General features: G+C 60.7%; 1 protein-coding gene. It reads right to left on the reverse strand.

The window, feature by feature from the left end:
* On the reverse strand, window positions 1-250 hold a 250-nt coding region (locus C7I36_RS17000; RefSeq protein ID WP_342749493.1), incomplete at its 3' end, for a group II intron maturase-specific domain-containing protein.
* Window positions 251-257 lie beyond the last annotated feature (7 nt).

Here is a 257-nt window from a genome sequence, read left to right on the forward strand (position 1 = left end):
CATTGTGCAGGTAGGTGTTGGGCAGGGCCAGACTGGCCAGTGGAGAGGCCGCATTGCGCCAGCTTTGCATCCGGATGTGCCGGAACGGGGGTTGGTAACCCAGTTGTTTCAGCCTCCGATGCAGCCGGCCCGGCTTTTTCCACTGCTTGAGCTGGATGCAGCGCAGTCGCCGTCTTAACCAACTCATTACCTGCTTCAGCACCCGCGCGCAGTTTGCCACCCGAAAGTAGCTGACAAAGCCCCGCAGCACTGGGTTC

The organism is Zobellella taiwanensis (genome assembly GCF_003012795.1).
GTDB classification, from domain to species: Bacteria; Pseudomonadota; Gammaproteobacteria; order Enterobacterales; family Aeromonadaceae; genus Oceanimonas; species Oceanimonas taiwanensis.